This window comes from Microcystis wesenbergii FACHB-1317 (genome assembly GCF_014696875.1).
GTDB lineage: Bacteria > Cyanobacteriota > Cyanobacteriia > Cyanobacteriales > Microcystaceae > Microcystis > Microcystis wesenbergii_A.
Map to the genome: position 1 here is coordinate 14,931 of NZ_JACJQV010000052.1, position 25,615 is coordinate 40,545.

The following is a 25,615-nucleotide window of genomic DNA, read 5'->3' on the forward strand; positions in this document are numbered from 1 at the left end:
TCCACCTATCGTTACTCTGAAGACTGTTAGACAGAAAGTTTTTGTATAATATGTAGTTAGGCGGTGCGAAAGGTCAGTAGTTAAGGAGCGAACCCGGAAAGTAGTAGGAGTACAGCACATGAAGTGGAATTGGAATACACCGGCTTGGGAGACCCCCATCGGCCTTGCCGATGGGGTAGAGCTGTTTTGTTTGCCTGGCAGTATAGTTCCTGAAGAGGGCTGGCCTGACACGTTCTGGCGCCACGTCAGCGAGAGACATCTTCTTCTTGGAGTTGAAGCTCAGCGAGTGATCCGCCTCTTTCGGGAACTTGAGCCAGGCGAGTCGGCCCGTTGCCACTTTCCGCCGTGGGGGCTGGCGTTCTATGAGTGGGATACCCTGCTCTTCGCGGCGACCCTCTGCTACGAATGCAACAACGCCTACATTTACACTGCTCAGGGCAAGGAGCTACGCGCCTTCGATCCAGCTGGGCCGAACGCTGCCCGACTCCGCGACGTTCTGAAGCAGCATCTGCCGCTGTAGTGCGATCGCTATCGCCGTAGGGTGCGTTCCCTAATGCAAGTCCTGCTACAAAGCGATCGCTTGTGGGGAACGCACCATGCACATTGATTGCAGCTGTGAAGTGCGATGCCGAAGAACGTAGTGCGATCGCTGACCTGGTAGAAACCCAACATTACTTTTTCCCAGATTGCCACCCAATATCTGAGTTATAATCAATAATATCCACTCTACACCTTAATCAAATAATTTAACTTATGTCTGCTACAATTCGTGAAGAACTTCACCAACAGATTGACCGATTACCTGATGACATTGTTGAAAAAATTGCCAACTTTACCCGATTAATTTCCCCTGAGCTAAACAACATTTCAGAATATACTAATTGGCAAGATGAAGACTGGCAAAAATTTTCATTAGAGCAATTTTTCAAAGAAGGAGATGAAATTGAATATTTCCTAGAAGATGCTCAAGAAATTTATCAACCATGAAACCAGGTGATATTGTTCTAATTCGTTTTCCTCAAGCAGACTTGAAATCAGGAAAACTTCGTCCAGCCTTAATTATTGCTATTTCACCAAGTCGCCATCGTGATTTATTACTTGCTTTAATTTCTTCTCGTCTCCATCAAGCTACTCTAGGATTTGACGAAATTATTAATACCTCAGATTCTGACTATATTACTACTGGACTTAAAGTGGCTTCTTTAATTCGGCTAGGACGATTAACAAGTGTCGAATCATCTGTAATCAATGCACGTTTAGGAAATATATCACCAGAAAGACTAATAAGGATTAAAAATCTTTTAATCAATTGGCTAAGAAAATAAAATTAGTGCTGTAGGGTGCGTTCCCTAATGCAAGTCCTGCTACAAAGCGCTCGCTTTTGGGGAACGCACCATGCACATTGATTGCAGCTGTCAGTGGGATGCCGAAGAACGTAGTGCGATCGCTGTCATCTTCTTGATTAAACTCTGAAATTGTCATTGCTTGGGATAGGAACGCCAAGAGCGATCGCTCTTTGGGGATAAGGATTGCGATCGCTTTTTGGGAATGAAGAGGGGCGATCTTTGTGAGTTGGAAAGTTGTCATCGATTCGCGATCGCGGATGTCATTATTGCCCAAGCAGAGTAAAATAAAAGTCTGTATTGAAAAAAGGGAAAGTAACAATGCCGCCAACAATGCAATTTAGTCAAATCTTAGAAATGATTGACTATCTCTCTTTTGATGAACAAGATGACTTGATCAATATTGTTAAACATCGGCAAATCGAAAAAAGACGAGAACAAATTGCTCAAAATATTTCTCAAGCTCGACAAGACTATCAAAATGGTAATGTTTTTCGAGGAGATGTTGATTCCATTATTGCCGAACTAAACAATGATTAACTTGGTTTTTAGCCAATCATTTAAACGCGCTTTCAAAACAAGGATTAAACGACAACCTGACTTAAAATCAAAAATAGAAGCCAAATTGAGACTACTCGCTGACGATCCCTATAATCCAATATTACGCACCCATAAACTAAAGGGGAAATTGTCAGGTGCTTGGGCTTTTTCTGTTGAATATGATTGTCGAATTATTTTCAATTTTGAATCAAACCCTGAAACCCAAGAAGAAGAGATCAACCTAATTGATATTGGAACTCACGATGAGGTTTATTGAATATGATTTTTTATTATGTTAGCAAGGTTTCGGAGTTGGCGATCGCTTTTTGGGGATGAGGAGTGCGATGCCGAAGGCACTGCGTAGCAGATCGCTGATCTTGTCGTTTAGGTGGAGGTAACAAAACCCAACAAGCTTTGTTATAATATTTTTGTCATAAAGCAAGACTTATAAAAATAAATTTATGCCAGAAATTACTCGATTTTATGGAATTATCATTAAAATCTTTTTTGCCGATCATCCACCTCCCCATTTTCATGCGATTTATGGAGAATATAACGCCATATTTAATCTGGAAACCTTAGAAATCATTAGACCTCTTGCAAAAGTCTTAAGTCGATCCTTGTACAGCAACATTTTTGAAGATTATCAACTACTAATAAATAATTAACTGAAAGTCCCTCCCATTATTGTTTCTATCGTTTGTTTTCGGATTTATGCAAGAGGTCTATTGAAGGAGACTTACCTAATAGAGCCACAAAAATGGTTGTAGAATGGGCAACAATCTATCAATCAGAATTATTGAAAATGTGGAACACTCAAGAATTTAATAAATTACCACCTTTGAAATAAAACAATGCTTTATCCCAAAATAACATCAGCCGAAATCATTGAAAACTATACTCTATTGGTGCATTTTTCTAATCATCAAGCTAGAAAATATAACTGTGAAAATCTACTAGAAAAAACGATGTTTTCTTCCCTTAAAAACTATGCTTTCTTTAAAAACTTTCAACTTGATCCATCAGGTAGCGGAATCGTTTGGAATGATGAAGTTGATATAAGCGAGTATGAAATTTGGATCAATGGAATTGAACTATGATTGCCGATCTTGTAGTGCGATCGCTGTCATCTTCTTGATTAAACTTTGAAATTGTCATTGCTCGGGATAGGAACGCCAAGGGCGATCGCTTTTTGGGGATGAGGAGTGCGATGCCGAAGGCACTGCGTAGCAGTACGCTATCGCCGTAGGGTGCGTTCCCTAATGCAAGTCCTACTACTGCAGCGATCGCTTTTGGGGAACGCACCATGCACATTGATTGAAACTGTGAAGTTAGAAGCATGAAACCCAACCCCCGATCATGTTACGTTACCGCTAACCCGTCCTAGAAATAATTGTGCCTCCCTACTTATCAAAAAAATGTTTGATATTATGCTTGAAATTTCTAAAACCTCTCTTCAAGTATTAGGCAGTGAAATATTTAATCAGATAACCAAAAGTAAATAACTAAAAACAAAATATCTATTAAATTTTAAAAGGTTGAATATGGCAAGAAATGCAACAAATAAATTATTACAAAATGCCAAAAAATTAAAAAGTGACGAGTTTTATACACAACTTTCAGATATAGAAAGCGAGTTGCAACATTATAAAAGTCATTTTGAAAATAAAGTAGTTTATTGCAATTGCGATGACCCCCGAATTAGTAACTTTTTTAAGTATTTTGCCGCAAACTTCAAAAAGTTAGGTCTAAAAAAAATAATAACATCTTGTTATCGAGAACAAGTGAGAGATTTATTTAATAGAGAAGAAGATGAAAAGGGTTTTTTCTTTGAATATACAGGCACAGAGAGAGAAAAAAATAAACCTAGTTCAACTGACATTGTTTACTTTAATGGTGATGGGGATTTTCGTAGTCCTGAAAGTATTGAACTATTAAAGAAGTCCGATATTGTTGTGACTAATCCCCCATTTTCATTATTCAGAGAATATGTAGATCAATTAGTTAAATACGACAAAAAGTTTTTGATAATTGGCAATATTAATGCAATAACCTATAGAGAAATTTTCAAACTAATTAAAGAAAACAAAGCCTGGTTAGGAATAAATCTTGGTAGAGGTATTTCTGGTTTCATTGTTCCCCAACACTATCAACTTTATGGAACAGAGGCTCGTATTGACAATTCTGGAAATCGAATAGTTTCTCCAAATAATTGTTTATGGTTAACAAACTTAGACACATCAAAACGACACCAAGATATAGCTCTCACAAAAAGATATTTTGGAAACGAAGCTGCATATCCAAAATATGACAATTATGATGGAATTAATGTCAATAAAACCCAAGACATTCCCTTAGACTTCAAGGGGGTTATGGGTGTACCAATAACATTTTTACATAAATTCAATCCCGACCAATTTGAAATAATTAAATTCAGGAAAGGGAATGATGATAAAGATTTATCAGTAAATGGGAAATGTCCTTATTTTAGAATACTAATCAAGAATAAACGAAGACAAACAGAATATATTGATTTAACAGGGTAAGCGCATCTTAACAATCCTTGACAAAATGAACTTTATGTGAGTTACCTACCCAGGATTCAAGCATATTTGAGGAGAATTTGCCATCTCTTTAAGCAAAAATCGACCCATTTGGTCGATACTATTCTGATTGACTGGTATCACTTGAAATGCCCATGCGGATCATAAAATTGGCCAATTGTCAATAGGTGTTTTTGCTCTACGGTATTGCATCAAGTTAGAATAACATTTATTGGACTGGTGTTTACTCCACTAGCATTGGGTTGAGTACCGATCACCCAACCTACCAAACTGTAACCTTTATTCTGTATGCTTTTTAGCGAATAAGGTAAGCATAACATTGCTGAGAGGGCGATCGCTGATTGGCTCGCTCCAACCCTAATCAATTCGTTAACCTCAAAATGGTCTTTTTGTACTAATAAATATTCGAGTAGAACGCTCAATGCGTTTGCTAGAGTGCATTTGAGACAATTTATCAAATTTTCGGTTTGAGAAATGAGCGCACCGTCAGTTCAATGATTTTAGCTGATGTTATTGGTGCTTTGGCCATGCCCACAAGCGATCGCCTTAATCATCCCTAACCCATCCTACGCCATCAGCGATCGCATTACCACTTCATAAAGGGTGGTGGACTGAAGGGATGTTTTGCAAACCACTCGCGTGCGCCTTTTATGAGAAAGCGGTGAAATCCGTTATTTGGAATGGCCTTTTTGACCTCGCTCACATAGGCGGGAGGAATGCCGAACTTAAAGAAACCAAGGGAGAAATCAACTAAATCGCCCCTTCTGAAGAGTTCCACCAGCGGATAGCGGTCTGTCTTGTAGGTGCGAACCTTATGGTGCATCTCGACCATTAGTCCAATTTCCTCAGACCATTCCTGTTGCCCGGTTTCGGATAAGTACCTCTTTACTTCAGACAGCGAAGGTGGGATGTAGTCCACGGTATGAGCCGACCAAAGACCTAGATCGTGAAAGCAGGCGGCGATCGCTAACTTGGTCTTTTCTTCTTCCGTGCAGGAATGGAGGGCCAAACAGAAATTGAACATTCTATAGACATGACCCCTGTAACCCAAGTAGTCATCACCGATTCGGTCTTTCCATGCAGCGAGAATTTCTTCTATGAGATCGTTCTTGGTCTCTATGTCCATGCACGCCCCTAGTTCGTAGATTATCTATTTATTGGCATTGTAACCCATTGGAAAAAGCTCCGAATAGATCAAGCCAAAGTCAGGTGCGTTACTTAACGCGCCTTTTTGCTTTTAATCATGATGAATTTGTAATTATTAGGCGTTACGCTACGCTAACACATCCTACCGTGCGATTATGGGACTTGAGATAAGAACATAAAGTGCGATCACTGTTTATTCTCTCCTTAAAAAAGTGATTTCTGCGTCATTATTCAGTAATAGATAAATGCTTTAAAATTTTAACAATTTGTTCTTCTGTGCGAGTTTGACGCTCAGATAATACTGCTAATTGATGATAATAATCGGCCTGAACTTCGTAAAAATTGGATTGGGCCGCCGCAATTCTGCCCAAATATTGATATAGCTGGCCACGTTCTGCTCGTCGTTCTTCTCTATCTGCTGCGATCGCCTCTCGCTCAGTTGCCATTGCATCGGATAAAGCCGCAATAGATTTGGCATTAGACTCAATTAGTTGTTTCAATTGATCATCAGTCATAAGAATTACAGTAAACGATTTAATGAATATTGATTATTTGTCTATTATAGCATTGAAGAAAGTTCTGCTTTCCAAGAGAGATTTTGGGGGACAAAACGTGATCGCCCTTGATTGATTTTTCAAAAACTGCGATCCCCTGTTCTCGTTATAACGTAATCGCTGTTATTTTGTTGATTAAACATTAAAATTGCGGCTCTCTTAGGTTTGGTGGGTAAAATGTATTCTAAGATACAGTCTTGCTGGCGGTCGCAACGCGCTCGCTACGCGAGACCAAGTGGAACGAACCACAAAGGCACAAAGGACACAAAGATTGATCGTTTCTATATAAGTTAAATTGGTCGCAACGCGCTCGCTACGCGAGATCACACAAATAATAAGAGAGCCAAATTGCCATTGCTTGGGATAGGAATGCAAAGGGCGATCTCTTTTGGGAATGAGCAATTTTTGGGGAATGGCGATCGCTTTTTGATGATGGGAAAGGGCGATCATGTATAATCCAAAATATTATGAACTAGATACAAAATCTCGATAAAATGGAGATAGAATGGGACAATAATAAAGCTGCTGCCAACTTGCTCAAGCATAAAATTGATTTTGAAGATGCAAAAAACATTTTTCTAGATACCAACTGTCTGGAAAGAGAAGATAAACGTGATTATAATGAAACTAGAATTCAAGTAATCGGTATAGTTAATCAAGTAGTTTTATTGGTCGTCTATACCAAAAGAAACGGCAGATACCGCATTATTTCAGCAAGGAGAGCCAATAAAAATGAACGACGACAATATTACCAGAGTCAGACTTGATCCCGAAAATGTTAGTCATGGTAAGACAGATTGGGAAAAAGTTGAAGCAATGACTGAGGAAGAAATTGACAAAGCAGCCGAAGCAGATTCGGACTGTCTCCCTCTATCTCAACAAGAATTAAATGAGTTTCGCCGTACATCAATCACAGATGCCGATCTTGTAGTGCGATCGCTGTCATCTTGTTGATTAAACTTTAAAATTGCCATTGCTTGGGATAGGAATGCGGGGGGCGATCATTTTGGGAAGGAGCAATTTTTGGGTAATGGCGATCGCTTTTGGGTCAGGGGGAGGAACGATCATTTTTGGAATGAGCAATTTTTGGGGAATAGCGATCGCTTTTTGGTCAGGGGGAGGGGCGATCGCTTTTAACACACCTATTCGATAATTGTTATCATCTTTCAAATTAACCAAAAAAGGAGTTACAATTATAGCTACGTCAGAGCAAAAAACAAGATGTTATGTCCTGTGTTGTTGGTTTACTAGACTTTATTTACCTATTAACATTGTTCGTCTAGATGAGCGCACGGGAAATATTTTTTTCCTGGCAGGAGAGGAAAACATTATTGAAATCTATCCAAACGGAAATTGGAGGTACATTGCATGAGTCAACCTAAATTTCAAGCAATGAGTCAAAAAGAACTGCAAGATTATATGCTTTCTCACCGAGATGATCAACAAGCCTTCTATGCTTATATAGACAGACTACATCAACAAGGAAATTGGATTGAAATGCCTCCAGTAGATTCGGTTGAAGATTTAGAAAAATATCCTGAATTTACAGCACGATTTCGCCAAAACTCTCAACCTTGATTATCCGTCATAAATGTGATCGCTGTCATCTTCTTGATTAAACTTTAAAATTGCCATTGCTTGGGATAGGAATGCAGGGGGCGATCATTTTGGGAATGAGCAATTTTTGGGTAATGGCGATCGCTTTTTGGGCAGGGGGAGGAGCGATCGCATCTCTCCTAGGGTAGAATGCTGATTGCAAAGGATGGTCAGTCAGCCCTAGATAGTCAACAGCTTACCCGAAAAAGCTAGATTTTGTCACAAAATTTAGTATTACTTAGGGCTGTGTATCGAGAAGTTGCGAATTGTTAACCCTAGCTTTGCTAGGAACGCAAAATATGATATTGTGACCCCAAGGCCGTAAAAAACGGACAGGTTTTCAGTCTTTTTAAACATCAGGTCGCTACATTCTACAGCTATTTTCGCTCAAAAAAACCGATTTTCTAGGCATTTCTATGACTTATCTTGTTGAAAATCCTTCTACAACCTTTTATTCCTATACCGATACGGGGGTTGATCCCCTGAAAACCGCTCACGGAGTTTATATCACAGTTCACGGACATTTTTACCAACCACCGCGAGAAAATCCCTATCTAGACAGAATTGAACGGCAGCCGAGCGCCCATCCCTTCCACAATTGGAATGAACGCATCCATCACGAGTGTTATCGTGCCAATGCTTTTGCGCGCATTTACAATGACCGGGGGGAAGTGATCAAAATAGTCAATAACTACGAATATCTCAGCTTTAACATCGGGGCCACCCTCATGTCATGGATGCAATCCCATGATCCCGAAGTTTACCAACGCATCCTGACAGCGGATCAAAAAAGTTGTCAACGCTTAAACGGTCATGGTAACGCCATCGCCCAGGTCTATAATCATATCATTCTGCCCCTAGCCAACAAACAGGACAAATACACCCAAATTCGCTGGGGAAAAGCCGATTTTCAGCACCGTTTCGGTCGTGATCCCGAAGGAATGTGGTTAGCGGAAACAGCCATTGATTTAGCCACAGTGACAGCTTTAATCGATGAAGGGATTAAATTCACCATTTTAGCCCCTTCCCAGGCCCTGCGCTGTCGTCCTTTCCCTAGCGACCATGATCCCCATCCCCAATGGCACGCGGTGGCCGGAGGTCAAATCGATCCCACCCGTCCCTATCGCTGTTACATCCCCGATGGTCGTTATCTGGATATTTTCTTCTACGATGGTCCAATTTCTCGCGATATGGGCTTTAATGATGTCCTAGCCAGCAGTGATTTTCTCGTCGGTCGTCTGGGACAGGCAATTAAAGGGGATCATCGTCCCTCCCAGTTAATCAGCGTCGCTACCGATGGGGAAACCTTCGGCCACCACAAACAGGGGACAGAGAAGTGTCTTAGCTATGCTTTTACGGAATCTTTCCCTAAAAACGGCTGGACAGTCACCAATTTCGCCCATTATCTCAGTATTTGCCCCCCCACTTGGGAAGTGGAATTAAAACCCGTGACCGCTTGGAGTTGTGTCCATGGCGTAAATCGTTGGCAGGATGACTGTGGTTGTGGGGGAGGGGGAAATTACCAGCAAAAATGGCGTAAACCCCTGCGGGAGTCCCTAAATTGGCTCAGAGATGAGTTAATTAAGGTTTATGAGATTCAGGGACAGGAATTTTTCCAGGATCCTTGGCAGACAAGGGATGACTACATTGCAGTTATTTTAGATCGATCCCCAGACGCGATCGAACATTTCCTCGCTTTGCATCAAAGTCGCAACCTGAGTAAAAGCGAGAAAATCGATGCTTTGCGTTTATTAGAAATGCAAAGACAGGCTTTATTGATGTTTACCAGTTGTGGCTGGTTTTTTGAGGAAATTTCTCGACCTGAAGGTACGCAAATTTTGAGATATGCTGGCCGGGCCCTGGAATTAGCCGGAGAAGTGGCCGGCATTCAATTAGAAATGAATTTCCTCAGTCGTCTAGCTTTCGCCCCCAGTAACGTTAAGTTATATCAAGATGGGGCTGATGTCTATCGACAATTGGTCACTTCTGCGCGGGTGGATTTGGAACGGGTGGCGGCCCATTACGCTATTAGTTCCCTATTTACCGATTATCCCGGTCATCATCGGATTTATTGTTACAATACCCGTCAATTGGATTATCAAAAACAAGCGATCGGGTCTTTAACTTTAGCGGTGGGACAGGTGGAATTAACCTCGGAAATTACCCAAGAAAGTGAACATTTTGTCTTTGCTGTTCTACATTTAGGAGGTTGGGATTTTTACTGCTGCATTCAACCTTTTAACGGTCGGTTAATCTATACCAATCTTAAGGATCATCTCTTTGAATCTTTACAACAGGCCAGTGTCTCAACCATGATCGTAGAAATGGGGCGCGGATTGGGAGAAAACTTTTTTGCTTTACCCCATCTTTTTGCCGATGAAAGACACCGGATCATGCAGAAGGTGACAGCCGAAACTAAAAAACGTCTCGATCAATTATACACCCAAGTTTATCGGGATAATTACGGCATTTTAGCGGCTTTCCAACGGGATGAGCTGCCGGTACCTCAAGAGTTACAGGTGGCGGCCGATATTGCCATTTCTCACCGTTGTTTACAGGTGATTAATGCCCTAGAAAAAGATTTTGAGCAGCGGCAAGCGACGGAAAATAATCTCGATCAATTATTGGCTATTGCTAAGGAAGCCAATCATTTACACTGTCAATTAAATATTCCCGAAGCGCGTCAAACCTTAGAAAGTTTGCTCTGGCAATCTCTTGGGAAATTATTACACGATGGTGATCCTTTAACGGCGGAGGAGGATACTCGCTTAATCACCCGTTTAATTGAAGTTAGCCAACAATTAAAGCTAGGATTATCCCTCGATCGCTCTCAGGAATTATACTATAATTATTTCCACGAGCGTCTAGTTCCTAATTGTTTGCGGTCTAATTCAATAGATGTTTCCTGTCCCTGGCCGATGACTCAATTAAAATGGTTATTACTATTAGGACAGGTATTAAAAGTTGATGTGAGTATTTGGATGTAAAATCAGTAACAGGGTGGGCAATGCTCACCCTTTAATTATTGAGTAGGTTAGGTGATGATTGCCCTGAAACTCAGGTTAACCCAGAGACTAAACCCTTAGATTTATAATGGATGATAAGTCTCTCATCGAAGGTTTACATGACTATCACGCCGATTTATACCGCCTCAGCCAGCACAGCAAGCCAGTATCCCGATGCTTTTGGGCGTTTTGGACGCTACGGGGGCAAATACGTCCCAGAAACCCTGATGCCAGCCTTAAGTGAACTAGAAACGGCCTATAATCAGTATCAAGACGACCCCGATTTTCAAGAAGAATTAAATCAACTGCTCAAGGATTACGTCGGCAGACCTAGTCCCTTATATTTTGCCGAACGTCTCACCGCCCATTATGCCAAAGCTGACGGTACTGGAGCGCAAATTTACCTAAAACGGGAAGATTTAAACCATACCGGGGCCCACAAGATTAATAACGCCCTCGGTCAGGTTTTATTAGCCAAACGCATGGGTAAAAAGCGAATTATCGCCGAAACTGGGGCAGGACAGCACGGCGTGGCCACGGCTACGGTTTGCGCTCGTTTTGGTCTAGAATGCGTGATTTATATGGGAATTCACGACATGGAACGCCAAGAACTCAATGTTTTCCGCATGAGACTGCTTGGCGCGACGGTGCAACCCGTGGCCGCCGGGACGGGAACCCTGAAAGATGCCACCTCGGAAGCGATTCGCGACTGGGTAACTAATGTGGAAACCACTCACTACATCCTCGGTTCTGTGGCAGGTCCCCATCCCTATCCGATGATGGTGCGCGATTTTCACGCGGTTATCGGTCAAGAAACCCGTCAGCAAAGTCTGGAAAAATGGGGCGGTTCACCGGATATTCTCCTCGCTTGTGTGGGGGGTGGTTCTAATGCTATGGGTTTATTTCATGAGTTTGTTAAAGAAACTTCCGTGCGTTTAATTGGTGTTGAGGCCGCCGGAGAAAGTATCGCTTCTGGAAAACACGCCGCCACCCTTACCCAAGGTCAACCGGGGGTTCTACATGGGGCCATGAGTTATTTATTACAAGATAACGAAGGTCAAGTTATCGAGGCCCACTCCATTAGTGCCGGTTTAGACTATCCCGGAGTCGGGCCAGAACATAGCTTTTTAAAAGATAGTGGTCGCGCCGAATATTATAGCGTCACCGACAAGGAAGCACTAGAAGCTTTTCAACGAGTTTCTCGTTTAGAAGGGATTATTCCGGCCCTAGAAACTGCCCATGCTTTAGCCTATTTAGAAACTCTTTGCCCGCAAGTAACTGGTAGTCCTCGCATTGTTATTAATTTCTCTGGACGGGGTGATAAAGATGTGCAATCGGTGGCTAAATATCTATCGATGAATGGTTAACAGTGAGCAGTGAGCAGTTATCAGTTATCAGTTATCAGTTATCAGTTATCAGATTTGAGGATTAATTGACCAGTATTAGATAAGCAGTATTAAATGGCGGTTTCTTGCTGTCTTTTCACTTTTGACAGATTAATATTTACTGAGCAATGAAATGCTACCCACTCACCATACCCTCACTGATAACTGCTCACTGTTTACTGATAACTGATAAATGAGAGGGATAAGCTATTGTGCATCTAAATTTGATATTCGTTTTGACCTATTTACCGTTCCAGACTAGCTTAATATGAAAAGTTCTTTTAAGAAACGTTATCATTTAGGAATTTTGATGCTTGTATCGACAAGTTTAATGGCCTGTAGTGCCTTAAACTATAGCTCTTTTACGGAACTTGTACCATCTTTCTCTCCCTCTCCTTCTCCCTCTCCTTTAGATGCGGCAACTTTACTTGTTTTAGAGAATAAAATCTATCAACAGGTCAATCGCTATCGTCAATCTCGCAATTTATCTCCCCTACTGTTAAATCGGGCAATTTCGCGACAGGCAAGATTACATAGCCAACGTATGGCCGCGGGTTTAGTTCCTTTTAGTCATCAAGATTTTGACAAAAGAGCGCAAACTATTGGTGTTTCAGTTCCCTATCAAGCGGTGGGGGAAAATCTGGCAGTTAATCAAGGTTATGATGACCCAGTAATGATGGCTGTGGATGGCTGGATTAAAAGTCAAGGTCATCGGGAAAATATGGGGGGAGATTTTGATAGTACCGGGATTGGAGTAGCGACGGATAATCAAGGAAAATTGTACTTTACTCAAATATTTCTCAAACGTCAATCCGCTCCCGTTGCTACTAATCCCCTTAGCTACGATCCTATTCAGAATCAATCTTTTTTAATTACCCTTGAAGAAAACACTAATTATCAAGTTAATCGCTACCGAATTTCTCAAAATTTACCGCCCCTACGTCTCGATGCTCGCATTAGTCATGAAGCTCGCTTATTTAGTCAAAAAATGGCCAATAAACAGGCTCCTTTTAGTCATGATGGTTTCGAGGGAAGAGTCAAGGCAGTACAAAGGAAGATTCCTTTAGAAAAAATGGGCGAAAATTTGGCTTTTATGAAGGGATATCCTGACCCTGTTGCTGTTGCCGTCAAGGGTTGGATTAATAGTCCTGGTCATCAAAAAAATATGGTTGGTGATTATAATCTCACTGGTATCGGTATCGCTAAAAATAACGCTGGTGAATATTATTTTACACAACTTTTTGTTAAAAAGCGTTGACAAAATGACCAGGATGATATTTAAATTTAATTATCAGTTATCAGTTATCAGTTATCAGTTATCAGTTATCAGTTATCAGTTATCAGTTATCAGGGAAATAAAGGCAGTCGTGCGATAGGCAAAAGCATTACAAATTTCCCTCCTGTCTCCTGTCTCCTGTCTCCTATCTTCTAACTATATGAACTTAGATAATTTTCAAGTGTGCGATCAAGATTTAAGTGATGACCTATTATCCCGTTATTTAGGGGTTAATTCGATCGCTGTAGATACAGAAACTATGGGATTAATCCCGGGTCGCGATCGACTGTGTTTAATTCAACTCTGTGACCCCAGTGGTTTTGTCACCGCTATTCGCGTTTTTAGGGGGCAAACAGAGGCTCCTAATCTCAAAAAGGTCATGGAGGATGAGCGGATAGAAAAAGTCTTTCATTTCGCCCGTTTTGATGTGGCTCAACTATCCCAAACTTTTGGCATTGCCACTCAACCGATTTTCTGCACCAAAATCGCCAGTAAACTCGCTCGGACTTATACCAGCAGTCACGGTTTAAAAAGTCTCGTGCAGGAATTGGAAGGCATAGAATTAGACAAAACCGCTCAAAGTTCTGATTGGGGAAATGCGGCTAATCTTACCCCAAAACAACTGAGTTATGCCGCCAACGATGTGCGCTATTTACTGTCAGTGCGAGATAAACTAATTGTGATGCTGCAAAGAGAAGAAAGATGGGAATTAGCTCAAAAATGCTTTAGTTGTATCCCCATCTTCACCGCTTTAGATTTACAGCAATATAAAGATATATTTGAGCATTAGTCAGCAAAAGTTACGGTCTATTTAATAAGTAAATAGAAGATAGATTTTGTCTTTGATCCCCCCTTAATACCCCCTTAATAAGGGGGGTATCTGACAATTTTTAACACCCACCTACTTAGTATGATTGACTCCCAATCGGACTTTAAAAACCCAGTTATGGATTGTTTCTCCCCCACTCCCCCACTTCTCACGCCCCACTCCCCCACTTCCCCCACTTCCCACTTCCCTCACTGATGACTGATTACTGATCACTGAAAATGCTTCCTACTGCCAAAAGCTGCCAAGATCACAAAAAAGACCGCTATGATCGAAAATAGAAATCATCGTCATTGGTAGAGAATAGGTAAAAAATCTATGACATCTTATGCGGCCTCCTCTGCACGAGCCGAAATGAGCGAACTTCGGCGCCTAAAAACCCTACTACCCCCAGAATTACAAAGTTGGGTAACGGTAGAAGGTTCCACAGAGATTAACCCCCCCCTGATCCGTTGTGAAGAAATTGGCAGAGATGAGGTAGAAATTCAGATAGATTTGGCAAAATGGGAAAATTTAGCCATCGATCAGCGTAATTTGCTCTTTTGGCATGAAGTGGCCAGGATTCAAAATGATAGTATTCCCCGGGAAGGCTGGGAAATGGCCGCCCTCGCTATTGGTTTAGGTGGTGCGGTGGGGGAATTATGGGTACAGGACGGTTTATTATTGCTCTTGGCCATGGGATTGTGTGGGATTTCTGGTTATCGTCTCTGGCGCAAAAATAACGGTGATAAAATTCTCAAAGAAGCGATCGAAGCCGATGAAAAAGCGATCGCCTTGGCCACCCGTTTCGGTTATTCTCTCCCCAACGCCTACAAGAGCCTAGGCAGTGCCTTTAAAACCCTAATTGAACAAACGCCCAACCGTCGTCTGCGTAAGCGTTATGAGACCCGTTTAGATGCCCTGAGAAAGAGTGCAGCCAAAGCGAAAGCCCAAACCCAAGGCCGTCCGCCCCTAGGTGAGATTCGTTAGCCGATAATTACAGATAATCTGTGACATTACCCATTGGTATTTGCGGAAAAGTGTAGTAAACATTTAAGTAGGTCATCAGGCCTTGCTCATCTATCAAACCACCTCGTTGTGTCGATGACTTCCCAAATCCCTGAAACACGTTTTCTGATCATTCCGATGGAGTATCCGGTTTTGCGGATGCCCGATCGCTTGACTGTCTTGGAAGCAGTACAGTTCAAGGATATCTTTCACCATCTCATCGCCCAAACACCCACCCCCGCAAAAGTCATTCTTGATCTGAATGCCACTCAATTTATGGATAGTAGTGGTGTCGGTGCTTTAGTCCATAATCTCAAAGCGGCCAGGGCAGAAAATATCGAGTTAGTGCTGGCTAACGTCCATCCCCCAGTGATGGGGGTTTTATCGATTACGGGACTAGATCAATTATTCACCTTCCAAACCCCCCCCCTAGCACCCCAAGAAAACGGCTTTACTACCACTGAAAACCATCTACCGGAAACCCATCCCTCGATTCGCAGTTGGTTAAAGCGCGGTCTTGACATTGTTGGTGGCATCGTGGGTTTATTAATCACGGGGTTTATTTTTGTCCCCATTGCTATCGCTATTAAGTTAGACAGTCCAGGGCCGATTTTTTTCAGTCAAACCCGCTGCGGTTGGTTGGGAAAGGAATTTAAGATTCTTAAGTTTCGTTCCATGTGTGTGGATGCAGAAACACTCAAGGATAAAATCCCCAATCAAGCGCAGGGAGCTTTTTTTAAGAATAAAAATGATCCCCGGATTACCCGGGTAGGAAAATTTTTACGTCGCACCAGTTTAGACGAATTGCCCCAGTTTTGGAATGTGATCATTGGTGAAATGAGTCTTGTCGGCACTCGTCCTCCCACACCCGATGAAGTGGAACGCTACGATGTTCCCCAATGGCAACGTTTAGATGTAAAACCCGGTATGACGGGAGAATGGCAGGTGAATGGTCGCTCGCGGGTGCGTAATTTTGAAGAGGTAATTCAACTAGATTTGCGCTATCAAGAAAATTGGAGTTTAAGCTACGATCTACAACTTATTTTTAAAACAATTTTGATTCTCTTTCAAAAAAACAGTGGTGCCTTCTGAAGTCTTAAATTCCCCTTCTTTCCCCCTCCATTTCCATCTACAAGTCCGGACGGAATTGGCAGCTTTAATCCCAGTCCTACAATGGTTTGAATCTCACGGCCGCTCTTTTCTACCTGAGTCGGTGCTTTGGCAGTGTAAAGTGGCTTTAGCGGAAGGATTTACTAATACTGTCCGTTACGCTCACCAACATTTACCACCGACTACACCCATCGATCTAGAATTAACTTTACAGTCCCATTCTCTAGAAATAAGAATATGGGATCACGGTCAATCTTTTGATCTGCAAGCAAAACTTGATTCTCTACAACAACATCCCGTCGCACCTTTGGAAATGGAAAGCGATCGAGGATTACTTTTCATGCGTTCTCTTACTGATACTTTACAATATATCCGCACTGGCGAAGGGAGAAATTGTTTAATTCTCCAGAAAAGTTTTTAAGCTAATTTATCCCCTGCTAGAAACTAAGTCAATGGTACAGGTTTCCAGACGAGAAAAAAGAATTATGCCACCACCCACACCCCACACAAGGGTGGGAAGATGTCCGGAGGGTGCTTTGAGAGAGAAAGTAATTTGATCGTAGTATAACCACTTGTTATTAACTCGCCAACCGACTTTTGTTCCAAAAGCGTTCCATTTTTGTTGCTCATAATTGCCGCTTCCTCCCAAACTTTCATAGATTCTTTTCTGAACAGATAGACCAAATTTTCCCTGACTATATTTTAACCAGAGTTGATTGATAGTGGCTAAATCTTCACAGGGAAAGTTATCTATATCTTCTATCTTAAGATATTTTTCTTTAGTTCGATCGGCAACTTTTAAGAATAGATTAGCTGTTTCTCGATCTGCTTCTTGCCATTTTTCTTGCGCTAATAAATCCCGTAGGTTAGTGTAATCAATTTCCTTGGCACTTTTGAGGTTAATTTCCTCCCTGGTGGCGGCTGGAAAAACTGGCAAAACCGTTTCTTGAATTGTATTCTGTGATCGGGGTTTTGGCGGAATCACTACGGCTAATTTTACTGCTAACTCTTGTAGGACTTCCCCGGCTGATTGATAACGTTTTTTGGTGCCAAATTCAATTAATTTATCTAAAATTTTACCTAATTCAACACTAACAGGATTATTAATCAGGTGCTGTCTCCATACCCATTCATGTTCACTCACATCGAATAATTCAAAGGGAGATATTCCCGTCAATAAATAGATACAAGTGACTCCCAAACTATATAAATCACTGCTATTAATTGCTTTGCCATTGCCTTGTTCTGGTGCGATATATCCCGCCGAACCGATCACTGTTCCTGTCAGGGAAAGATTAGCAATAGTGATAAATTTAGAGGCACCAAAATCCACTAAAATTATTTTATTATCGCTGCGTCTCCTAATTATATTAGCTGGTTTAATATCCCGATGAATGACTCTTTTAGCATGGATAAAATCAAGAATTGGCAAAATTTCTAATAAAAGATATTTGATCTTTTCTTCATTGAAAACTCCCGCGCTTTGTAATTCTTGTTCTAGATTTTGTCCTTCAATATATTCTTGAACAAGATATTGTCGCCCATCATTGCCAGTAAAATAGGCATAGAGGGAGGGAATTTGTGGGTGTTGCCCGAGATTATCTAAACTAATCGCTTCTTCTTTAAATAATTCCGCAGCTTTCTTGAGGGCGTTACCATCTTGAGCGCTAGGAAAAAATTGTTTAATCACACAATAAGGTTGAGAAGGTTTATCCTCATCAATTGCTTGGAAAGTTTTACCGAAACCTCCTTGACCAATTAATTTTATGGCACGATAACGATCTTTTAGTAATAATTGAAAGCGACATTTTTGACAGAATTTATCTGTAGGATCATTGTTATATAGACAATCGGGATTAAGACATAAACTCATTGTTAGTTCAAACAGGGATAGGGAAGATGTTTCAGTGAGCAGTAAACTGATAACTGATAACTGATAACTGATAACTGATAACTGATAACTGATAACTGATAACTGATAACTGATAACTGATAACTGATAACTAAATCGAGGTTTCTTCCTCTAGCCAAATTTCTGGCTGTTGATTTAATAAAAGCTGGGCTGCCTCTAACATATCATCAACAATATCGCGCAAATCTTTCTTATTATCGATATAAGCTTTTAATGCTTCCATCGGATCTAATTGATTACCCACCCCTAATTCTGGTAAACGGGGACGGGTTAATTGACTAATTAACTCGGCCCGAATACTATAACTATGGGCAGGTTTTAACGCCTCATCAAGCTGATTGGTGTTGATTAGTTCTAATTGTTCACTGCGAATTTTATAAACTAAGCGGATAACTGCTTCCTGAATATCGTATTTTTTGAGAGCTTTCAGCAGTTCTTTTTGGGGGTTTGCTGCCTCGGAAACATCCACTTCGATGGAACGGAAAGGACGCACGGGTAAAGGGCAAAATTGCCATTTAACCTCTCCTTTAGCCACTTCTATTAAGACATAGCCCTTATCTTCTTTTTCCTCGCTAAAATCCACTCGATCGATGCTCCCCGGATAGACAATGGGCGGATCATTGCTAGGATTAAGATTTTGGTGTTTGTGAACATGACCGAGGGCAACGTACTCGAATTGTGGACGATTTAGCAGGGATAAAGGCACGGTAAAACCTTTACCAACTGCTAAAAATCTTTCTGCTCCTAAACTAGCTCGATCGGCCATTAAATGGGCTAATAAAACTGTTGGTACACTTGTATCTAATTGGCGGATTTCTCCTTCTAAAACTGGTTCCAAACGGTTAATTAATAATTCATTTACTCCACTCAAGGATAAACCCTCGGTTTCGGGACGGGTTAAGAGAGTGGCGCGGGTTAACCAGGGTAAAGTAATTACTTGGATATCGCCGTTGCGGGTGGTGATGCGATGGGTGGTCAAGCGATCGCCAACAATAAACCCCGGCACCGCTAGGGTACGATAGATGGAGAGACTGACACCGCCCTTACCATGAGAATGTTGATCGTGATTACCCACTAATAACACCGTCGGGATATTAGCATCGGCAAGACGACGGAATTGACTGGCAAAAGCTTCGTGGACAAAAGGAGGGGGAGTGGCATCGGGAAAGGCATCTCCCCCAAAAAGCACTAGATCCACAGGGGTAGCAATAGCCCGATCGATACAGAGGCTTAAACTGCCCATAAAATCCTCTAAACGCGTGTTTAATCCCGTTTTTGGATTTAAACGTCCATGGGAAAAACCGCTCCCCATGTGAATATCCGATAAGTGCAGTATTTTAATCATAGTAAAGGAAAAACAGGCGTAATTAAGTACACCTGTTCAGGATTATTTTCCTAATTTTTTATCGCCATCTTGACGACGGCGATCGCGCCATTCTGTAGTCGTCAGGTAGAGAATGCCACCACTAACGACAACGAGAAGAATTAAGGCGACTAGAAAGAGAGTGTTGAGAATCAGAGATGTTTCCATGGTATCTATAGATTACCTAGAAACCGTTACGACCCCAAACCACCATGGCGATCGACCAAGTGAACAGGGCGAGAATGCTAACCCAACCAAGTGTCAAAATATCCATAATTGCCTTTGTTAAACGAATTACTTAGGAGTTGACACTCTCCGCCCTAAAAGTGCGGAGATTCTTGGGCTGAATCTTGCCGCTACTAGCAAAGCTAATTTTGGTCTTACAGTTTCATGTCTAGTCCGACTACACCTACAAGGCAAGCACTCTTAAAGACTACTCCCCAAGCGTAAATTTCTGTGTGTCCCACAGTATTTAATTGTTTTTCGCTCTTACCATGTGGACTTACTATGAAAGCTTTTGTACCAGTGATGGTTAGAGATTTAGGGATTACGGAGTGTCGCTTGTTTCCTGTGTTCCCAAAGTCAACGACTCAATTTAATGCTAACATAAAGTCGCCCTAAAGGGCGAGGTTTTCAACCCAAATTTTCGATAATACTCCATCAGTGACTCCGTTTTAGAGAGGCGATCGTGCAAATTACGCTCAAGGAAAGAATCGAATCCATACAGGTGGGGAGTATCTCGGCGCTGGCTTTCCTGGTTCCCTATCTGCTATTTTTGACTGTTGATCGACTATTTTTAGGGGAATCGCTCACATTAATTGGCGCTTTTGTCAAGATATCCGGGGCGATAATTAGCGGATTTCTCTTCGGTGTCACCTATCGTTATGTCGTCCGCAACGATGATAATCCCCATCTCAAAGATGGTACAGTGGCAGCTTTTGCCCTAGTCCGCGGCCTAGTTCCCCTACAATTATCCACAGACTTGATCGCTGACAGTGGGCAATTAAGTCTCTTTCTGGGAGAGAGCTTTATCTGTTTTTTATCCTCTCGTCTGCTGTTAGAGTTGACTAAGCTGCGCCAATAACCGACTCAGTTATCAGTTATCAGTTATCAGTTATCAGTCATCAGTCATCAGATTTAAGTTTTCAGTGAGCAGTATGTATTAAGTGAGCAGCATTAAATGGCAGTTTCCCACTGTCTTTTCACTGTTTACTGATCACTGTTTACTGATTACTGTTTACTGTTTACTGATCACTGATCACTGAAACATCACCCCACACCCTATGGCTATTTGTATTCCCGTTAATTTACCCGATCGCTCCTATAATATTCTGATCGAGAAGGGCAGTTTAGCTAATCTCGGTGCAGAAATGAGCCAGTTAAGCTTAGGTAAAAAGGTTTTATTGGTTTCTAATCCCGAAATTTTTGACTATTACGGACATAAAGCCGTTAATTCCCTAGAAAAAGCGGGATTTGTCGTTTTTACTCATCTGATCCCCGCCGGCGAAAATTATAAAACCCTCGATGCGATCGCTCAAGTTTATGATAGCGCCCTCGCTCACCGGCTGGAACGTTCCTCGACTATGGTTGCCCTCGGTGGTGGTGTAATCGGGGATATGACGGGATTTGCGGCAGCCACATGGTTACGAGGCGTTAATTTTGTCCAGGTTCCCACCACTCTGTTAGCGATGGTGGACGCTTCCATCGGGGGTAAAACTGGTGTTAATCATCCCCAGGGCAAAAATCTGATCGGGGCGTTTTATCAACCGAAATTAGTTCTGATCGATCCTGACGTGCTTAAAACTCTACCCGTGCGAGAATTTCGGGCTGGAATGGCAGAAGTGATTAAATACGGTGTAATTTGGGATGCTGAGTTATTTCAACAGTTAGAAGACTCGGACAATTTAGCCAGTTTTTCTCAGATCGATGGCGAGCTATTGCAAACAATTATTACAAAGTCTTGCCAAGCTAAAGCAGATGTGGTATGCAAAGACGAAAAAGAAGCGGGTTTGCGGGCGATCTTAAACTATGGTCACACGATCGCCCACGGCATTGAAAGTCTAACGGGATATACTAGCGTTAACCACGGGGAAGCGGTGGCGATGGGGATGGTGGCGGCAGGTGCGATCGCAGTTAAACTGGGAATGTGGACCGCCGGGGAAAATCAACGTCAAACCGATTTAATCGAAAAAGCCGCCTTAGAAACCCGTATTCCGCCTTTAAATGCCGATGAGATGGTTAATGCTCTTACTGCCGATAAAAAGGTTAAAGATGGCAAGGTTAGATTTATTTTACCAACGGCAATCGGCCAAGTGACCATTAGCGATCGAGTCACCCCCACCCTGGTGCGCGAGGTGTTATCACCAACCGAATCCGGGCAGTAAACGCTTTTTCAATTGTTGCATCGCTTGTTCCGTAACATCCCGGTATTTTAAATCTCCCACGAGAATACGTCCCATCAGTTGACCGGCGATCGGCCGTTTAACGGCGACATTGTAGGCGATTTGGGTAAATTGATAGAATAAACCGGCTAATTTGGCCGCTAAAGCCATATCTTCCCCCCATTCTTCCCGAATTATCCGACTATAGCCTGCTAAAGCCCGATTATCACCAGTTAAAGCTCGATCAATCGCCTCGGCTGCCTTAACTCCCGTGAAAATTGCCGGACGGATACCCTCACCGATGAGAGGATCGAGAATCCCCGCCGCTTCTCCTGTAATTAGGGCATTTTGGGCGTGTAGCGGTTGATTTCCGTTCCAAAGGGCTAAAGCATAATCACTATAGCGATAATCCTCTAAATTCCAGCCCTTTTGACGGGCATAATTTAACAGTTGTTTTTTCAGATCCTCGGATTTGATGCTGCCCTTAAAACAACCACCGCTAATTGTGTAACCATTAGACTTGGGAAAAGCCCAGATATAACCATTTTTTAGGGAACCAAAATCAAAAAAAGCTTTTTGGGGGGGAATAGTAGCCCCTGCGTTAGTAATTTCCAGAGTAGCCCCGATCGCTTCGTTTTTCGCCGGTAATCCCAACCAGCGACTGGTATTGCCCCTAACACCATCGGCAGCAATCAGATATTTGCCTGAAAATGTTCCTTGGGATGTGATAACTTGCCAGTGATCTTGGACGAATTTGATCTGGGTAACTTCGCTGTTATCTTGGATAGTTGCCCCGACTGCGATCGCCTGTTGACCTAAAAAATCATCGAAACGATCCCTTTGTACCATCCACATCGGTTCTAGCATATTTAACTTGGTGGTGACGGCATCCCCCTGTTTCCAAGTAAACTGTACTTGCGTGACGGTATTCTCGATCACGGGGGTAAAGTCAAAATCAAACCACTGCTTAATTGCCGGGGATACCCCCCCACCACAGGGTTTATAACGGGGTAATTTCGCTTTATCGAGGATCAGGATCGATCTTCCCTTTTTAGCTAGATGATAACCCGCCGTCGCTCCTGCTGGTCCCGCACCGATGATAATACAGTCAAACATTTGTACTAATTTAAGTCGTTGAACAAATTTATAGACAATTTACGCTATTTTGGGCAACTTGTGTTGAGTCTGGTTTCTTGTCCCTTCCTCAGTCGGTTGAGCTTGCCTCTCTAGTTTCTAGCTGATTAGCCCTCTTATTCTTTGTGTGATCAGTTTAACTTACTATAGAAGCGATCAATCTTTGTGTCCTCTGTGTCTGGAGTGGTTCCTTCCATTCGCTCGCCGGCAGGACTATATTTTAGAATACATTTTACCCACCAAACCTAAGAGAGCCGCTGATTTATACCCCAATTTCCCAGAGAGCCTAATCTCTGGCTTTTTTGACTAATTGATCAATCTTCACCTGATCAATCGTATAATCAAAAAAACTATAATGACTCGATTATATTATGAAAATTGTTTCTATTAAAATAAAAAACTATCGTATGTTTAAAAATATACACATAAGAGATATTCCCCCTTTTTGTGTGATTATTGGAGCTAACGGCACGGGAAAATCTACTCTATTTGATATTTTTGGTTTTCTGCGAGATGCCCTCAAAAACAACATTCGCCAAGCCTTACAAATTCGCGGCGGTTATAGAGAAATTATCACTAGAGGTCAAGAACAGGAAGATATTGAAATCGAGCTGCAATTTCCCATGAAAATCTTAGATACAGAACGTCTGGTTACTTATATACTTATAATTGGACAAAACAATAATCGTCCCGTTATCAAACGCGAAATACTTCGCTATAAACGGGGTGAACACGGTGCACCTTTTCATTTTTTAGATTTTAAACTTGGCCAAGGATATGCTATCACCAACGAAGAAGATTTTAGTAAACCAGATAAAGAACTCGATCGAGAAGAACAACAGCTAGAATCTAACGATATACTAGCGATCAAAGGATTAGGACAATTTCAACGTTTTAAAGCCGCTACAGCCTTTCGTTCTCTGATTGAAAATTGGCACGTTTCTGACTTTCATATTAGCGAAGCTAGAGGAAGTAAAGAAATATCTTATGCTGAACACTTATCCCCCACTGGAGACAATATAGCTACAGTTGCTCAATATATTTATCAACAATATCCCGAAATTTTTCAGCAAATTCTCGAAAAAATGAAACAACGAGTTCCGGGTATTTCTTCTGTGGAAGCCAAAGAAACCGAAGACGGTCGCTTGATTTTACGTTTTCAAGATCAGGCCTTTAAAGACCCTTTTATTGATCGCTATGTTTCTGACGGGACTATGAAAATGTTCGCTTATTTAATATTACTATTCGATCCCAATCCTCATCCCCTACTCTGTGTCGAAGAACCAGAAAACCAACTTTATCCTACTTTATTAAAAGAACTAGCCGAAGAATTCGCCCACTATAGCTATCGGGGGGGTCAGGTATTTGTTTCTAGCCACTCTCCCGATTTTCTCAATGCGGTTCCACTAGCTAGTATTTTCTGGCTAATTAAATCCCAAGGTATCACCCAAATCCATAGGGCTACCGATAGCGAAATCATCAAAAACTTAGTAGCGGAAGGCGATTTACCCGGCTATCTTTGGAATCAAGGCTGGTTTAAAGGAGTAGAACCCCAATGAACTATGATATCGTATTTTTGCTAGAAGAGTCATCTATAAAAAATGTGTTAGAAGAACTTTTGCCTAAACTTATTCCCCGAGAAATCAGCTATATATGTATTAGTCATCAAGGCAAACAAGACCTAGCCAAATCTATTCCTATAAAACTCAAAGCTTTCAAGAAATCTAGTCCCAATACCAAATTTATTATTGTCCACGATCAGGATTCCCACGATTGTCAAGAACTCAAAAAGAAACTAGGGCAAATTTGTCAAAATGCCAGTGATGCTCAAGTCTTAATTCGGATTATTTGCCATGAATTAGAATCTTGGTTTCTGGGAGATTTAGCAGCGGTGGCCAAGGCGTATAATTTAAATAGTCTCGGCCAAAAACAAAATAAAAGGAAATACAGAGAACCGGACCTGCTTAACTCGGCCAAACAAGAATTAAAAAAGCTAGTGAAAGAGTATTATGCAGGAACCCACTCTAAACAGATTGCCCCCCATCTTTCCCTAACTGAAAATAAATCCCGTAGTTTTCAAACTTTTGTCCAAGGTATCAAAAATGTTGTGGAAATGAGACAACGCCCCAATCGGAACCAGAACTAGAATAGACCTCGACCTAATATAATTAAAAGCCTGTAAGATCCTAACTAGGGCTTGCTGAATAATGGTAAAACCCTTTTAAAATAAAGCTTTTGACCTGTTAAAGTCCGATGTTAGTGCAAGAAAATAGGATTGGGACTTTCAAAAACCTTGCATTATCCTTCTTGTAGTACATCGCTTGGTACAAAAAAAGGGCAACAAAGCCTGAAACGACCGGCTACTGACTCGGAGACGACCGACTCCTACCCCCAGGAAAAACTTTTTGCCGCAGACCCTACTTATAGAAAAGATAATTAAGTGGATAAATTGGCGATGCCGGTCGTACCCAAAATTGATATTGTTGAGTCAGT

Annotated in this window: 35 protein-coding genes and 1 pseudogene; 25 read left to right on the forward strand and 11 right to left on the reverse strand. The window is 41.7% G+C overall.

The features are described 5' to 3' along the window. Window positions 1–118: 118 nt before the first annotated feature. The 3 genes from H6F92_RS02080 (at window position 119) to H6F92_RS02090 (ending at window position 1,325) form a co-directional block, all read left to right on the forward strand. Window positions 119–520 (forward strand): hypothetical protein, encoded by a 402-nt coding sequence (locus tag H6F92_RS02080; protein ID WP_079208937.1) that lies wholly within the window; start codon window positions 119–121, stop codon window positions 518–520. Between the two features lie 233 nt (window positions 521–753). Beyond that, the gene (locus tag H6F92_RS02085) at window positions 754–987 is read left to right on the forward strand and encodes a hypothetical protein (RefSeq protein WP_004159876.1); all 234 of its coding nucleotides are present in this window, start codon (window positions 754–756) and stop codon (window positions 985–987) included. Continuing rightward, a complete protein-coding gene (locus tag H6F92_RS02090; protein ID WP_004159877.1) occupies window positions 984–1,325 on the forward strand; it encodes a type II toxin-antitoxin system PemK/MazF family toxin in 342 nt (113 codons plus the stop codon). Before H6F92_RS02085 ends, H6F92_RS02090 begins: the two co-directional genes overlap by 4 nt. On the opposite strand, the gene H6F92_RS02095 is transcribed toward H6F92_RS02090, so the two are convergent. Further along, on the reverse strand, window positions 1,306–1,674 hold the full coding sequence (locus H6F92_RS02095) for a hypothetical protein (RefSeq protein ID WP_190356632.1): 369 nt from the start codon (window positions 1,672–1,674) through the stop codon (window positions 1,306–1,308). The two genes, H6F92_RS02090 and H6F92_RS02095, sit on opposite strands and share 20 nt — an antisense overlap. On the opposite strand from H6F92_RS02095, the gene H6F92_RS02100 reads away from it, so the two are divergent. The 5 genes from H6F92_RS02100 (at window position 1,665) to H6F92_RS02120 (ending at window position 2,983) form a co-directional block, all read left to right on the forward strand. Further along, on the forward strand, window positions 1,665–1,883 hold the full coding sequence (locus tag H6F92_RS02100; RefSeq protein ID WP_002757428.1) for a hypothetical protein: 219 nt from the start codon (window positions 1,665–1,667) through the stop codon (window positions 1,881–1,883). The genes H6F92_RS02095 and H6F92_RS02100 overlap by 10 nt on opposite strands. Further along, entirely contained in the window at window positions 1,876–2,160 is a 285-nt protein-coding gene (locus H6F92_RS02105; protein ID WP_052276670.1) for a type II toxin-antitoxin system RelE/ParE family toxin, read from the forward strand. The genes H6F92_RS02100 and H6F92_RS02105 overlap by 8 nt, the downstream gene beginning before the upstream one ends. 184 nt (window positions 2,161–2,344) lie before the next feature. After that, a complete protein-coding gene (locus H6F92_RS25635) occupies window positions 2,345–2,551 on the forward strand; it encodes a DUF4160 domain-containing protein (protein ID WP_242029967.1) in 207 nt (68 codons plus the stop codon). 92 nt (window positions 2,552–2,643) lie between these two features. Next, complete coding sequence (locus H6F92_RS26940; RefSeq protein WP_242029968.1) at window positions 2,644–2,733, forward strand: hypothetical protein; 90 nt, start codon at window positions 2,644–2,646, stop codon at window positions 2,731–2,733. 4 nt (window positions 2,734–2,737) lie between these two features. Next, window positions 2,738–2,983, forward strand: a complete 246-nt coding sequence (locus H6F92_RS02120; RefSeq protein WP_002737254.1) for a DUF2442 domain-containing protein — start codon at window positions 2,738–2,740, stop codon at window positions 2,981–2,983. On the opposite strand, the gene H6F92_RS02125 is transcribed toward H6F92_RS02120, so the two are convergent. Continuing rightward, a complete protein-coding gene (locus H6F92_RS02125; RefSeq protein WP_190356633.1) occupies window positions 2,964–3,224 on the reverse strand; it encodes a hypothetical protein in 261 nt (86 codons plus the stop codon). The two genes, H6F92_RS02120 and H6F92_RS02125, sit on opposite strands and share 20 nt — an antisense overlap. A 56-nt stretch (window positions 3,225–3,280) precedes the next feature. On the opposite strand from H6F92_RS02125, the pseudogene H6F92_RS02130 reads away from it, so the two are divergent. After that, window positions 3,281–3,388: pseudogene (locus H6F92_RS02130) on the forward strand (EcoRI family type II restriction endonuclease); the annotation flags it as partial. 39 nt (window positions 3,389–3,427) lie between these two features. Continuing rightward, window positions 3,428–4,429 carry an adenine-specific methyltransferase EcoRI family protein gene (locus H6F92_RS02135; RefSeq protein ID WP_190356613.1) on the forward strand — a complete coding sequence of 334 codons (1,002 nt, stop codon included), beginning with the start codon at window positions 3,428–3,430 and terminating at the stop codon, window positions 4,427–4,429. Window positions 4,430–5,033: 604 nt separating this feature from the next. On the opposite strand, the gene H6F92_RS02140 is transcribed toward H6F92_RS02135, so the two are convergent. The 3 genes from H6F92_RS02140 to H6F92_RS02150 form a co-directional block, all read right to left on the reverse strand. Further along, on the reverse strand, window positions 5,034–5,573 hold the full coding sequence (locus tag H6F92_RS02140; RefSeq protein ID WP_190356614.1) for a hypothetical protein: 540 nt from the start codon (window positions 5,571–5,573) through the stop codon (window positions 5,034–5,036). Between the two features lie 247 nt (window positions 5,574–5,820). Next, window positions 5,821–6,108 carry a hypothetical protein gene (locus H6F92_RS02145; protein WP_190356615.1) on the reverse strand — a complete coding sequence of 96 codons (288 nt, stop codon included), beginning with the start codon at window positions 6,106–6,108 and terminating at the stop codon, window positions 5,821–5,823. 198 nt (window positions 6,109–6,306) lie between these two features. After that, a complete protein-coding gene (locus H6F92_RS02150; RefSeq protein WP_190356634.1) occupies window positions 6,307–6,597 on the reverse strand; it encodes a hypothetical protein in 291 nt (96 codons plus the stop codon). Between the two features lie 44 nt (window positions 6,598–6,641). On the opposite strand from H6F92_RS02150, the gene H6F92_RS02155 reads away from it, so the two are divergent. Together H6F92_RS02155 and H6F92_RS02160 are read left to right on the forward strand one after the other, a co-directional pair. Beyond that, window positions 6,642–6,914 carry a BrnT family toxin gene (locus H6F92_RS02155; RefSeq protein WP_190356616.1) on the forward strand — a complete coding sequence of 91 codons (273 nt, stop codon included), beginning with the start codon at window positions 6,642–6,644 and terminating at the stop codon, window positions 6,912–6,914. Beyond that, window positions 6,880–7,101: a hypothetical protein gene (locus tag H6F92_RS02160; protein WP_002757426.1), complete on the forward strand. Its 222-nt coding sequence runs from the start codon at window positions 6,880–6,882 to the stop codon at window positions 7,099–7,101. The genes H6F92_RS02155 and H6F92_RS02160 overlap by 35 nt, the downstream gene beginning before the upstream one ends. On the opposite strand, the gene H6F92_RS02165 is transcribed toward H6F92_RS02160, so the two are convergent. Continuing rightward, complete coding sequence (locus tag H6F92_RS02165; RefSeq protein ID WP_190356617.1) at window positions 7,102–7,317, reverse strand: hypothetical protein; 216 nt, start codon at window positions 7,315–7,317, stop codon at window positions 7,102–7,104. Between H6F92_RS02165 and H6F92_RS26945 the strand changes: the two genes are divergently transcribed. From H6F92_RS26945 to H6F92_RS02205, 9 genes are all read left to right on the forward strand, one after another. Then, a complete protein-coding gene (locus H6F92_RS26945; RefSeq protein WP_371731250.1) occupies window positions 7,301–7,519 on the forward strand; it encodes a DUF6888 family protein in 219 nt (72 codons plus the stop codon). The two genes, H6F92_RS02165 and H6F92_RS26945, sit on opposite strands and share 17 nt — an antisense overlap. After that, window positions 7,516–7,725: a DUF6887 family protein gene (locus H6F92_RS02170; RefSeq protein ID WP_158202151.1), complete on the forward strand. Its 210-nt coding sequence runs from the start codon at window positions 7,516–7,518 to the stop codon at window positions 7,723–7,725. The genes H6F92_RS26945 and H6F92_RS02170 overlap by 4 nt, the downstream gene beginning before the upstream one ends. Window positions 7,726–8,159: 434 nt before the next feature. Continuing rightward, complete coding sequence (locus H6F92_RS02175) at window positions 8,160–10,730, forward strand: DUF3536 domain-containing protein (protein ID WP_190356618.1); 2,571 nt, start codon at window positions 8,160–8,162, stop codon at window positions 10,728–10,730. A gap of 137 nt (window positions 10,731–10,867) precedes the next feature. After that, a complete protein-coding gene (gene trpB / locus H6F92_RS02180; protein WP_190356619.1) occupies window positions 10,868–12,115 on the forward strand; it encodes a tryptophan synthase subunit beta in 1,248 nt (415 codons plus the stop codon). A gap of 286 nt (window positions 12,116–12,401) precedes the next feature. Beyond that, on the forward strand, window positions 12,402–13,391 hold the full coding sequence (locus H6F92_RS02185; RefSeq protein WP_190356620.1) for a CAP domain-containing protein: 990 nt from the start codon (window positions 12,402–12,404) through the stop codon (window positions 13,389–13,391). 178 nt (window positions 13,392–13,569) lie between these two features. Next, window positions 13,570–14,199 carry a ribonuclease D gene (locus tag H6F92_RS02190; protein ID WP_190356621.1) on the forward strand — a complete coding sequence of 210 codons (630 nt, stop codon included), beginning with the start codon at window positions 13,570–13,572 and terminating at the stop codon, window positions 14,197–14,199. A 354-nt stretch (window positions 14,200–14,553) separates the two neighbouring features. Continuing rightward, the gene (locus H6F92_RS02195) at window positions 14,554–15,204 is read left to right on the forward strand and encodes a DUF3318 domain-containing protein (RefSeq protein WP_002781787.1); all 651 of its coding nucleotides are present in this window, start codon (window positions 14,554–14,556) and stop codon (window positions 15,202–15,204) included. 114 nt (window positions 15,205–15,318) lie between these two features. After that, complete coding sequence (locus tag H6F92_RS02200) at window positions 15,319–16,314, forward strand: anti-sigma factor antagonist (protein ID WP_190356622.1); 996 nt, start codon at window positions 15,319–15,321, stop codon at window positions 16,312–16,314. Continuing rightward, window positions 16,301–16,753, forward strand: a complete 453-nt coding sequence (locus H6F92_RS02205) for an ATP-binding protein (RefSeq protein WP_190356623.1) — start codon at window positions 16,301–16,303, stop codon at window positions 16,751–16,753. Before H6F92_RS02200 ends, H6F92_RS02205 begins: the two co-directional genes overlap by 14 nt. A 6-nt stretch (window positions 16,754–16,759) precedes the next feature. Here H6F92_RS02205 and H6F92_RS02210 read toward each other — a convergent pair whose 3' ends face one another. The 4 genes from H6F92_RS02210 to petN form a co-directional block, all read right to left on the reverse strand. Continuing rightward, window positions 16,760–18,205, reverse strand: a complete 1,446-nt coding sequence (locus H6F92_RS02210) for a serine/threonine-protein kinase (protein WP_190356624.1) — start codon at window positions 18,203–18,205, stop codon at window positions 16,760–16,762. 130 nt (window positions 18,206–18,335) lie between these two features. After that, window positions 18,336–19,589 (reverse strand): exonuclease subunit SbcD, encoded by a 1,254-nt coding sequence (gene sbcD / locus H6F92_RS02215; protein ID WP_190356625.1) that lies wholly within the window; start codon window positions 19,587–19,589, stop codon window positions 18,336–18,338. Window positions 19,590–19,631: 42 nt separating this feature from the next. Continuing rightward, a complete protein-coding gene (locus H6F92_RS02220; RefSeq protein WP_002768280.1) occupies window positions 19,632–19,775 on the reverse strand; it encodes a hypothetical protein in 144 nt (47 codons plus the stop codon). Window positions 19,776–19,791: 16 nt separating this feature from the next. Then, complete coding sequence (petN, locus tag H6F92_RS02225; protein WP_012265708.1) at window positions 19,792–19,881, reverse strand: cytochrome b6-f complex subunit PetN; 90 nt, start codon at window positions 19,879–19,881, stop codon at window positions 19,792–19,794. Between the two features lie 414 nt (window positions 19,882–20,295). On the opposite strand from petN, the gene H6F92_RS02230 reads away from it, so the two are divergent. Continuing rightward, window positions 20,296–20,691, forward strand: a complete 396-nt coding sequence (locus tag H6F92_RS02230) for a hypothetical protein (RefSeq protein ID WP_190356626.1) — start codon at window positions 20,296–20,298, stop codon at window positions 20,689–20,691. Between the two features lie 199 nt (window positions 20,692–20,890). After that, window positions 20,891–21,991 carry a 3-dehydroquinate synthase gene (gene aroB / locus H6F92_RS02235; RefSeq protein WP_190356627.1) on the forward strand — a complete coding sequence of 367 codons (1,101 nt, stop codon included), beginning with the start codon at window positions 20,891–20,893 and terminating at the stop codon, window positions 21,989–21,991. Here aroB and H6F92_RS02240 read toward each other — a convergent pair. Continuing rightward, on the reverse strand, window positions 21,968–23,104 hold the full coding sequence (locus tag H6F92_RS02240) for a geranylgeranyl reductase family protein (RefSeq protein WP_190356628.1): 1,137 nt from the start codon (window positions 23,102–23,104) through the stop codon (window positions 21,968–21,970). The genes aroB and H6F92_RS02240 overlap by 24 nt on opposite strands. Window positions 23,105–23,493: 389 nt before the next feature. Here H6F92_RS02240 and H6F92_RS02245 point away from each other — a divergent pair, with 389 nt between their 5' ends. Beyond that, window positions 23,494–24,681: an AAA family ATPase gene (locus tag H6F92_RS02245; RefSeq protein WP_190356629.1), complete on the forward strand. Its 1,188-nt coding sequence runs from the start codon at window positions 23,494–23,496 to the stop codon at window positions 24,679–24,681. After that, window positions 24,678–25,268 carry a DUF4276 family protein gene (locus tag H6F92_RS02250; RefSeq protein WP_190356630.1) on the forward strand — a complete coding sequence of 197 codons (591 nt, stop codon included), beginning with the start codon at window positions 24,678–24,680 and terminating at the stop codon, window positions 25,266–25,268. The genes H6F92_RS02245 and H6F92_RS02250 overlap by 4 nt, the downstream gene beginning before the upstream one ends. The last annotated feature ends 347 nt before the right edge of the window (window positions 25,269–25,615 follow it).

Excerpts from the sequence above, each read along its gene's own strand:
- H6F92_RS02080 (WP_079208937.1), top strand. The coding sequence starts at position 119 with ATGAAGTGGAATTGGAATACACCGGCTTGGGAGACCCCCATCGGCCTT.
- H6F92_RS02085 (WP_004159876.1), top strand. The coding sequence starts at position 754 with ATGTCTGCTACAATTCGTGAAGAACTTCACCAACAGATTGACCGATTA.
- H6F92_RS02090 (WP_004159877.1), top strand. The coding sequence starts at position 984 with ATGAAACCAGGTGATATTGTTCTAATTCGTTTTCCTCAAGCAGACTTG.
- H6F92_RS02100 (WP_002757428.1), top strand. The coding sequence starts at position 1,665 with ATGCCGCCAACAATGCAATTTAGTCAAATCTTAGAAATGATTGACTAT.
- H6F92_RS02105 (WP_052276670.1), top strand. The coding sequence starts at position 1,876 with ATGATTAACTTGGTTTTTAGCCAATCATTTAAACGCGCTTTCAAAACA.
- H6F92_RS25635 (WP_242029967.1), top strand. The coding sequence starts at position 2,345 with ATGCCAGAAATTACTCGATTTTATGGAATTATCATTAAAATCTTTTTT.
- H6F92_RS26940 (WP_242029968.1), top strand. The coding sequence starts at position 2,644 with ATGGTTGTAGAATGGGCAACAATCTATCAATCAGAATTATTGAAAATG.
- H6F92_RS02120 (WP_002737254.1), top strand. The coding sequence starts at position 2,738 with ATGCTTTATCCCAAAATAACATCAGCCGAAATCATTGAAAACTATACT.
- H6F92_RS02125 (WP_190356633.1), bottom strand. The coding sequence starts at position 3,224 with ATGCTTCTAACTTCACAGTTTCAATCAATGTGCATGGTGCGTTCCCCA.
- H6F92_RS02135 (WP_190356613.1), top strand. The coding sequence starts at position 3,428 with ATGGCAAGAAATGCAACAAATAAATTATTACAAAATGCCAAAAAATTA.
- H6F92_RS02140 (WP_190356614.1), bottom strand. The coding sequence starts at position 5,573 with ATGGACATAGAGACCAAGAACGATCTCATAGAAGAAATTCTCGCTGCA.
- H6F92_RS02145 (WP_190356615.1), bottom strand. The coding sequence starts at position 6,108 with ATGACTGATGATCAATTGAAACAACTAATTGAGTCTAATGCCAAATCT.
- H6F92_RS02150 (WP_190356634.1), bottom strand. The coding sequence starts at position 6,597 with ATGATCGCCCTTTCCCATCATCAAAAAGCGATCGCCATTCCCCAAAAA.
- H6F92_RS02155 (WP_190356616.1), top strand. The coding sequence starts at position 6,642 with ATGGAGATAGAATGGGACAATAATAAAGCTGCTGCCAACTTGCTCAAG.
- H6F92_RS02160 (WP_002757426.1), top strand. The coding sequence starts at position 6,880 with ATGAACGACGACAATATTACCAGAGTCAGACTTGATCCCGAAAATGTT.
- H6F92_RS02170 (WP_158202151.1), top strand. The coding sequence starts at position 7,516 with ATGAGTCAACCTAAATTTCAAGCAATGAGTCAAAAAGAACTGCAAGAT.
- H6F92_RS02175 (WP_190356618.1), top strand. The coding sequence starts at position 8,160 with ATGACTTATCTTGTTGAAAATCCTTCTACAACCTTTTATTCCTATACC.
- trpB (WP_190356619.1), top strand. The coding sequence starts at position 10,868 with ATGACTATCACGCCGATTTATACCGCCTCAGCCAGCACAGCAAGCCAG.
- H6F92_RS02185 (WP_190356620.1), top strand. The coding sequence starts at position 12,402 with ATGAAAAGTTCTTTTAAGAAACGTTATCATTTAGGAATTTTGATGCTT.
- H6F92_RS02190 (WP_190356621.1), top strand. The coding sequence starts at position 13,570 with ATGAACTTAGATAATTTTCAAGTGTGCGATCAAGATTTAAGTGATGAC.
- H6F92_RS02195 (WP_002781787.1), top strand. The coding sequence starts at position 14,554 with ATGACATCTTATGCGGCCTCCTCTGCACGAGCCGAAATGAGCGAACTT.
- H6F92_RS02200 (WP_190356622.1), top strand. The coding sequence starts at position 15,319 with ATGACTTCCCAAATCCCTGAAACACGTTTTCTGATCATTCCGATGGAG.
- H6F92_RS02210 (WP_190356624.1), bottom strand. The coding sequence starts at position 18,205 with ATGAGTTTATGTCTTAATCCCGATTGTCTATATAACAATGATCCTACA.
- sbcD (WP_190356625.1), bottom strand. The coding sequence starts at position 19,589 with ATGATTAAAATACTGCACTTATCGGATATTCACATGGGGAGCGGTTTT.
- H6F92_RS02220 (WP_002768280.1), bottom strand. The coding sequence starts at position 19,775 with ATGGAAACATCTCTGATTCTCAACACTCTCTTTCTAGTCGCCTTAATT.
- petN (WP_012265708.1), bottom strand. The coding sequence starts at position 19,881 with ATGGATATTTTGACACTTGGTTGGGTTAGCATTCTCGCCCTGTTCACT.
- aroB (WP_190356627.1), top strand. The coding sequence starts at position 20,891 with ATGGCTATTTGTATTCCCGTTAATTTACCCGATCGCTCCTATAATATT.
- H6F92_RS02240 (WP_190356628.1), bottom strand. The coding sequence starts at position 23,104 with ATGTTTGACTGTATTATCATCGGTGCGGGACCAGCAGGAGCGACGGCG.
- H6F92_RS02245 (WP_190356629.1), top strand. The coding sequence starts at position 23,494 with ATGAAAATTGTTTCTATTAAAATAAAAAACTATCGTATGTTTAAAAAT.
- H6F92_RS02250 (WP_190356630.1), top strand. The coding sequence starts at position 24,678 with ATGAACTATGATATCGTATTTTTGCTAGAAGAGTCATCTATAAAAAAT.